Below are 8,264 nucleotides of genomic sequence, written 5' to 3'. Positions count from 1 at the left end.
GCTCTTAGTCTAGGCAAGCGTATTACCGCTACTGTGGCCGTTTGTTATATGAGTCGAGTGGGTGGGTCAACAACCATTTATATCATAACATAGATGTATCCATTCCTGTGATACATCATGAAAGAAAGATCAATTAGAGTTAGGCTTTCTCAAAAACGAAATGACAAACTAAAAGCTTATGCAAACAGCAAGGAAAAAACAGTTACGCAATTGGTCGAAGACTGGATCGATAGGCTACCTAGCCCCAAGATTGACGACCCCTTATCCACCCCACTCCCTAATCAATCTGACGATTGATATCAGTCGGGGGTGTAATCGTCGCCGTCCTCTCACAATCCCCACCTTATGAGTACATTGAAGGTGGGGACTTCCGCGACACGTTAAACATCGCTTCTGCTGATTGCATCCAATGGAGAATTAATGCAAAATCTCCCAATCTTGCAGCATCAAAATAGCATCTCTATACAAAGACAAATCCACCTGATTAACTTCTATTCCCTCTCCAATTCCTTGTAGAAGGGTAATTGTCAATTTTCCTCCCAAATGTTCGCGGAACTCCGTAAGCCCCCTAAATATACAATGCGGATGGTCTAGTTGATCTAATTGCTCTGTCAGTACTGATACGTACAAAGTAAAGCCTAATTTTTTGAGTGTAGTTAGAACCCTTTGCCACTCAGATTGTAAGAGTTGCCCTGTTAAATATGAATAGGTCGTATCTAAAGCAATGCCGATCGCAACAGCTTCACCGTGACGTAGGCTGTAATTAGTTAAATGCTCTAGTTTGTGAGCAGCCCAATGTCCAAAGTCTAAAGGACGCGATGAACCCATTTCAAAGGGATCGCCACTACCAGCAATATGCTCTAAATGCAACTGAGAACAACGATAAATTAGCCTTTCCATTATGTCCATGTCTCGATTAGCCAATTTATCGGCATTAGTCATAATGAAATCGAAGAAATCTGCATCTTTAATTAGCGCTACTTTCACCGCTTCTGCAATACCCGATCGCCAATCTCGATCGTCGAGGCTAGTAAGAAAATCAAAGTCATTCAAGACAGCATAAGGTGGCATGAATGTACCCAAAAAGTTCTTCTTACCAAAGGCATTGATGCCGTTTTTTACTCCTACACCCGAATCGTTTTGCCCTAATACTGTTGTCGGCACTCGGAGCAGTCTAATTCCTCGGTGAGCCGTTGTTGCTGCATATCCTGCCATGTCTAGGACGGCTCCACCTCCAATTGCTAACACGTAGGAGTGACGGCACAAGCCAGCTGCATTGATGCGTTGATGAATTTGCTCTATAAATCTAGAATCGTTTTTGACTGCTTCTCCACCGGGAACTATTATCGGCTCACCGCTCAGTGTTAGTACATCTTCATAACATTGGGCATAGACTGATAATTTTTTTAACAGCCCATCTTGATACTGTAAAAATCCTCCATCTATCACCACTAATACTTGTTTTGGGGTTGTCTCCCCATCTGCCGCGATCGCTTGTGCGAGTAAAGGATTATCTACCTGAAACAGACCTCTAGTGAAGTGAACATCATAATTGAAGGTAACACGGACACATTGGTTAATTGCTTGTAGATTAAGAGCGCTTTTTTGTTGAATAGCCATTTGAATATTATTACTTTTTAAGTAACTGTAAATAGATACACTATTGCAATTAAAATGAACAGCAAAATAGATAGAGTAAATACCCTAAGTCATTCCAGATTAAAATGAATCACTAGACAAATTTGGTAACTATAGTAATCATACTTTTGAAGTATCTTCGTCTAAGAGATAGATTTTAAATTAACATGAATTTACAATTTATATTGATGTTTATATTTTATATCTAAGCTTACCAATGGAGATCATTATTACATAAGATTCTAATTTTTTTCCGTAAGATAATTTTGGGATTTATCTAATCAAAATGGTATCTTTACAGGATCTTCTTTAAAATCAGGGTATTTTATAGATTCAGTAAAGTTATGATCTCAGTAGTATATTATCTAACTACTTCAATCCCAAAGTATCAAGTTTAGTGGTAGATTTTATACTTAGTTGCCACAAGAAAAAGTTGGGCAACTTATCCTGAATTTATCATGAGTAAAGTAAACCAATTACTGCATCAATGGCTGTCAAAGTCTGTTTCAGAGAAAGCTTTCGCTTGGCTGGAACAAAAACAAACACAGATTGCTAGCGGTGCGGCTGAAAGAGTCTTTTTTACGGCTTTTAGTGCTGTGCCGCGTTATCTAGGTAAACAGGATTTGCAGCTAACATTCCAGGACTTGGAAGCAGCAGAGGATGTGATTCCCGGCTGGTATCCTGGTAATTGGAGTGTAGATCAAGCAGGTCGCACACTCTTGCTTTTAGCTTTGCCCCATGATGATACTGAGGTCTATGTGCGATCGCTCGATCGAGTCTTCTCCACTGCCGATATGGGGGAGTTAGTTGCACTTTATCAAAGTTTGCCGCTATTACCACATCCAAAGTTACATCGCCACCGTACTGCTGAGGGAATTCGTAGCAATATGAGCAATGTATTCCAAGCCATAGCACTACGTAACCCTTATCCAGCGAATTACTTAGATAATGCTGCTTGGAATCAGATGGTGCTGAAGGCTGTGTTTGTCGGCAGTCCGTTGCATCTAATTTGGGGTCTGGATCGGCGTGCTAACCCAGAATTGGCGAGGATGTTGGCAGACTATGCCCATGAACGTTGGGCAGCTAAACGTTCAGTTACACCAGAACTTTGGCGACCTGTAGGGCGGTTTGCCGATAGCGCCATCATCACAGATTTAGAAAAAGTACTAGCGAATGGGGCTATAGACGAGCAAGAAGCAGCAGCATTAGCTTGTGCTGAGTCTCCTTTACCCCAGGCGCAAGCATTACTTTCTCATTACCCAGATTTACAGTTGTCCATTCAACAAGGTAATCTGACTTGGAGCAGTTTTAGCCGCGATGCCTACGGCAAGCTGCGCTAACGCCTCTTTGTTTACAAATAATAGGGGGGGACAAGGAGATAAACAAAACTCTTAACTCTTGTACAGACGCGATGAATCGCGTCTCTCCTAACTCCTAACTCCTAACTCAGCACTCCCAATGCCCAATTATTAAAATTATGATGTTCATCGATCCTCACATTCACATGTGTTCCCGTACTACTTACGATTATTTGGTGATGCGGGAATATGGTATTGTCGCCGTTATTGAACCAGCCTTTTGGTTAGGACAACCTCGAACCAATGCCGGCACATTTAAAGACTACTTCAGTAGTCTTGTGGGCTGGGAACGGTTTCGTGCTAGTCAGTTTGGCATCCAACACTACTGCACAATCGGCCTAAATCCGAAAGAAGCTAATAACGAAGCGCTAGCATCTGAAGTTATGGAACTGCTACCACTTTATGCCTGTAAAGAAGGAGTTGTTGCCATTGGTGAAATTGGCTATGACGATATGACAGAGGCAGAGGATAAGTACTTTTGTCAACAGTTAGAATTAGCTAAAGAACTCGATATGTTAGTACTAATTCATACTCCTCATCGCAATAAAAAGGCGGGTGCTAGTCGGAGTATGGATCGTTGTATTGAATATGGCTTAGATCCTTCACAAGTAGTTATCGATCACAACAACGAGGAAACTGTTGAAGAAGTATTAGGACGGGGTTTTTGGGCGGCTTTTACGATTTACCCACAAACGAAGATGGGTAACGCCAGAATGGTAGAAGTTGTCCGTAAATATGGACGCGATCGCATCATTGTAGATAGTAGTGCTGATTGGGGTATTAGCGATCCTTTGGCAGTCCCGAAAACGGCTCAATTGATGTTAGATAGGGGCATTGCTGAAGAAGATGTGCGAGCCGTTTGTTATGAAAATGCCCTAGCTGCTTACAGTCAAACTGGGCAAATGAAAGCTTCAGACTGGCTTAATCCTCAATCTGTCGATCAGCGTCAAATGTTTAGTGGTAATTCTGTGTTAAGGGGACAGGAACCAGGTATCAAATCAGCTTCAGATTTTGTGTTGATTGAGTAGAAAATTGGAATGGGGCATTGAGAATTGGGCATTGGGCATTGCAAAAGAGATTTTTATCTTTGCGTTGTCAATATCATCCTGCGAATTACTAGGGACGGAGGTAGATAAGTGAATGTTGCAAGCTTAAATTTTCAAAGCTGGCGGGGTTATTTAGAATTGATGCGTCCGGCTAATATTGTTACTGCTTGGGCGGATATTCTTCTCGGTTTTGCTGCTTCTGGCTCTGGGATTGTTTTTACTAAATTAATTAATGGTGAAGCAACTTTTGCAATACTAATTCCATTAGCTTGGTTGTTATTAGCTACAACTGGTTTATATGGCGGCGGTATAGTTTTTAATGATGTTTTTGATGCGGAATTAGATGCAAAAGAGCGACCAAATAGAGCAATTCCTAGTGGTCGGGTATCTCGTCAAAATGCTACTTTATTAGGGAGTATACTGTTTGCCATCGGGATTATAGCTGCATTTCAAGTATCCTTGTTGAGTGCTGCGATCGCTATTTTTATTACCCTTTCATGCCTCCTATATAATTCACTCGCCAAACATCATCCTTTTTTCGGCCCTTTAAATATGGGTTTGTGTCGTGGTAGTAACTTATTATTAGGTGTAAGTGCTGTACCCGCAATCATTGGAGAACGTTGGTATTTAGCGCTGATTCCTATTTTTTATATCGCTGCTATCACCGCAATTAGCCAGGGTGAAGTTCACGGTGGTAAGAAGATTACAGGAGTACTCGCACTACTGCTAATTGCAATAGTTTTGACAGCAATTTTCGCTTTAGGATTATTAGAAGATTATACAGCGATCGCAGCCCTACCATTTGCTATTTTATTAGCTATCCGAATCTTGCCTAACTTTATCAAAGCGGCGCGGGAACCGATAGCCGAAAATATCCGAAATGCTGTCAGAATAGGTGTTTTATCTCTAATAGTCTTAGATGCAACTGTTGCATCTGGTTTTGCTGGTTTGTATTACGGTTTATTCGTTCTAATTTTGCTACCAATTTCGATGAAGTTAGCAAAACTATTTGCTGTTACTTAAATTTGAATGTATACACCTAGTAATACCATAAATTGGCTCTAGTGGCGTACAAATGTGCGCCCCAAACCATGAATACAGCAGATTGCGAGTTGGTGAGGTACAAAAATACCCCACCCTAACCCTCCCCTTATAAACTACGGTGTACACACAAGTCTGAAATACCTGATTAACCAGGGTTTTACCCCACCCTAACCCTCCCCTTGCAAAGGGGAGGGAACTAGATTTTCCGGTTTCCCCCCAATGCATCGGGGGGATTAAGGGGGGTAATTCACCGTAGCCCCAAGCAAGAGAAGGGTATACTTCATTTACTTGCAAAGTGCTGTATGTAGCAAGTATTTTGTGAAATAGTTTAAGCCAAAGAAAAAGGAATATATCTAGAAAATGAAAATTACAAAAAACAATAATTTTCACTTAACTTATTGCAGCAATATTCATCCTGGTGAAAGTTGGCTAGAGGTTTTCGCCAATTTAGAAAAGTATATTCCCGAACTCAAATCACGTTTATCGCCTACAGAACCTTTTGGTATTGGCTTAAGGTTAGCAGATATTGCCGCAAAGCAACTTTTAGAAAGTGATAATTTAACTCAATTTCAAGCTTGGCTGACTCAACAAGATTTATATGTTTTCACCTTAAATGGATTCCCTTATGGCGGATTTCATCGACAGGTGGTAAAAGACCAAGTTTATGCACCAGATTGGTCTACACAAGAACGGGCTAATTATACATTAAATTTGGCACAAATTTTAGCTTTTCTATTACCGGAAGGGCTTGATGGCGGAATTTCTACACTACCATTATCTTATAAACCTTGGTGGATAAAAGACCAAGCAACTTTCGAGACGGTTCTGAAAAAGAGTTGTTTGAACATAGCATTAGTTGTTATCGAAATGATTCGCATCAGTGAAGAAACAGGAAAGATCCTTCATATTGATTTAGAACCTGAGCCTGATGGTTTAATTGAAAATACCTCAGAAGTAATTGATTTTTATCAAAATTGGTTATTGCCAATTGGCGGTAATTATTTATCAGAAAACTTAAATATTGAGCAGGATTTAGCAGAGGCTAAGTTGCTAGAACACGTTCGATTGTGCTATGACACCTGCCATTTTTCAGTTGAATATGAACAGCCAAATTCTGTATTTGCACGTTTGCAATCGGCAGGAATTAAAATTGGGAAAATTCAAATTAGCGCTGCAATTAAAGTAAAAATACCTGCTGATGTTGAGAAGCGTAGTTTGATAGTTGAACGCTTACGTCCTTTTGCTGAATCTACTTATCTTCACCAAGTAATAGAACGTCGCAGTGATGGTACACTCCATCACTATCCTGACTTAATAACTGCGCTACCACATTTAGAGCAATCTCTAGCTGAAGAATGGCGCACTCACTTTCATGTCCCAATTTTTATTCATGATTATCAAGTTTTGCAATCTACTCAAGATGATATCGCTACTGTTTTGCATCTCCTTCAGGCAAATAATGCTTGCTCACATTTAGAAATTGAGACTTATACTTGGGATGTATTACCATCAGAAATGAAGATAGATTTGCTGACTTCTATTCAGCGTGAATATGAGTGGGTGTTAAAATTAATTCGTAATTCGTAATGACGCGACGCTCTCTACGAGACGCTAAAAGCGAACGAAGACTCGCTACCGCTTCGCTAACGTAATTCGTAATTTAATTGTTATAATAGAGGATCAAATTTGTGCAGAAAACAGTTATTCTAAATGTTGTGGGATTAACACCTAGTTTACTAGGAGAAAATACGCCGTTTTTATCTTCTTGGGCGGCTAGTGGGAAAGTAGTTCCGATCAAAAAAGTGCTACCTGCTGTAACTTGTTCGGTTCAAGCTACTTATTTAACAGGAAAATTACCTGATGAACATGGAATTGTCGCTAATGGTTGGTACTTTCGTGATGAATGTGAAGTGAAGTTTTGGCGACAATCTAATAAACTAGTACAGGCTCCGAAAATTTGGGAAATAGCTAAATCAATCGATCCAAATTTCACTTGTGCCAACCTTTTTTGGTGGTACAATATGTACTCTACAGCAGATTATGCCATTACACCGCGCCCCATGTATCCCGCAGATGGGAGAAAATTACCTGATATTTATACCCAACCGGCTGATGTGCGATCGCAAATTCAATCTGATTTAGGAAACTTCCCTCTATTCGATTTCTGGGGGCCAAAAACTTCTATTAGTTCTAGCCAATGGATTGCCAATTCTGCCAAATGGATTGAGGAACGTTACAGCCCAACATTATCACTAGTTTATCTACCACATTTAGATTACTGTCTGCAAAAATTTGGTAACAATCAAACACAGATTAAAGCAGATTTGCAAGAAATTGATGCTGTTTGTGGGGATTTAATTGAATATTATCAAGCACGAAATATTCAGGTAATGATTCTTTCTGAGTATGGCATTACCCCAGTTTCTCAAGCTGTGGATTTGAACCGGGCATTACGAGAAAACGGTTTAATTGCTGTGCGAGAAGAATTAGGGCGAGAATTGCTCGATTTTGGTGCTAGCATTGCCTTTGCCGTTGCCGATCATCAAATTGCTCATGTGTATGTGAACGATCCGGCGTATATCCCGAAAGTGCGATCGCTTTTAGAAGCGACTGAAGGCGTAGCGCAGGTATTGGATGAAGAAGGTAAACAAGCCTACCATCTCGATCATCCTAGATCGGGAGAGTTGGTAGCGATCGCTCAATCTGACGCTTGGTTTACCTATTATTATTGGCTCGATGATGCCAAAGCGCCCGACTTTGCTAGAACTGTAGATATTCACCGCAAACCTGGTTACGATCCTGTAGAACTTTTCCTCGATCCGCAAATAAAATTTCCTCAAGGAAAAATTGCTCTCAAGTTACTTAAGAAACAACTCGGTTTTCGCTACCTCATGGATGTGATTCCTCTAGATGCTTCCCTGGTGCGTGGTTCTCACGGTAACATCACCACTTCTGTTGATGAAGGGCCTTTATTTATCACCCATCAAACTCACCTAGTTGATGAACATCAAATCGAGGCGACAGATGTTTGCTCGTTGATTCTCAAACATCTGAACTAGTCAGACTTGCCTAAGCCGCACATATAACGGAAAAACGAACCGCGAAGTTGCAAAAAAATTGTAGGTTGGGTGGAGGCTTTGCGTAACCCAACATCCTGATATATGTTGGGTTGCACTCC

6 protein-coding genes are annotated in these 8,264 nt (G+C 40.6%); 5 read left to right on the top strand and 1 reads right to left on the bottom strand.

Features of this window, described 5'->3' with window-relative positions:
- Nucleotides 1-417: 417 nt before the first annotated feature.
- Nucleotides 418-1,620: a 3-dehydroquinate synthase gene (locus tag HWQ37_RS31940; RefSeq protein WP_292754947.1), complete on the bottom strand. Its 1,203-nt coding sequence runs from the start codon at nucleotides 1,618-1,620 to the stop codon at nucleotides 418-420.
- Nucleotides 1,621-2,096: 476 nt separating this feature from the next.
- Between HWQ37_RS31940 and HWQ37_RS31935 the strand changes: the two genes are divergently transcribed.
- From HWQ37_RS31935 to HWQ37_RS31915, 5 genes are all read left to right on the top strand, one after another.
- Entirely contained in the window at nucleotides 2,097-2,978 is an 882-nt protein-coding gene (locus HWQ37_RS31935) for an EboA family metabolite traffic protein (RefSeq protein WP_292754944.1), read from the top strand.
- 137 nt (nucleotides 2,979-3,115) lie between these two features.
- A complete protein-coding gene (locus HWQ37_RS31930; RefSeq protein WP_292754942.1) occupies nucleotides 3,116-4,024 on the top strand; it encodes a TatD family hydrolase in 909 nt (302 codons plus the stop codon).
- A gap of 108 nt (nucleotides 4,025-4,132) precedes the next feature.
- Nucleotides 4,133-5,065, top strand: a complete 933-nt coding sequence (eboC, locus tag HWQ37_RS31925; RefSeq protein ID WP_363318226.1) for a UbiA-like protein EboC — start codon at nucleotides 4,133-4,135, stop codon at nucleotides 5,063-5,065.
- A 381-nt stretch (nucleotides 5,066-5,446) separates the two neighbouring features.
- The gene (eboE, locus tag HWQ37_RS31920) at nucleotides 5,447-6,673 is read left to right on the top strand and encodes a metabolite traffic protein EboE (RefSeq protein ID WP_292754939.1); all 1,227 of its coding nucleotides are present in this window, start codon (nucleotides 5,447-5,449) and stop codon (nucleotides 6,671-6,673) included.
- 101 nt (nucleotides 6,674-6,774) lie between these two features.
- Nucleotides 6,775-8,145: an alkaline phosphatase family protein gene (locus tag HWQ37_RS31915; RefSeq protein WP_292754936.1), complete on the top strand. Its 1,371-nt coding sequence runs from the start codon at nucleotides 6,775-6,777 to the stop codon at nucleotides 8,143-8,145.
- Nucleotides 8,146-8,264 lie beyond the last annotated feature (119 nt).

Source organism: Nostoc sp. NMS4, assembly GCF_017115095.1.
Lineage (GTDB): Bacteria > Cyanobacteriota > Cyanobacteriia > Cyanobacteriales > Nostocaceae > Nostoc.
The sequence above is the reverse complement of the archived record's forward strand: the minus strand, read 5'-3'. Positions and strand labels throughout refer to the sequence as shown.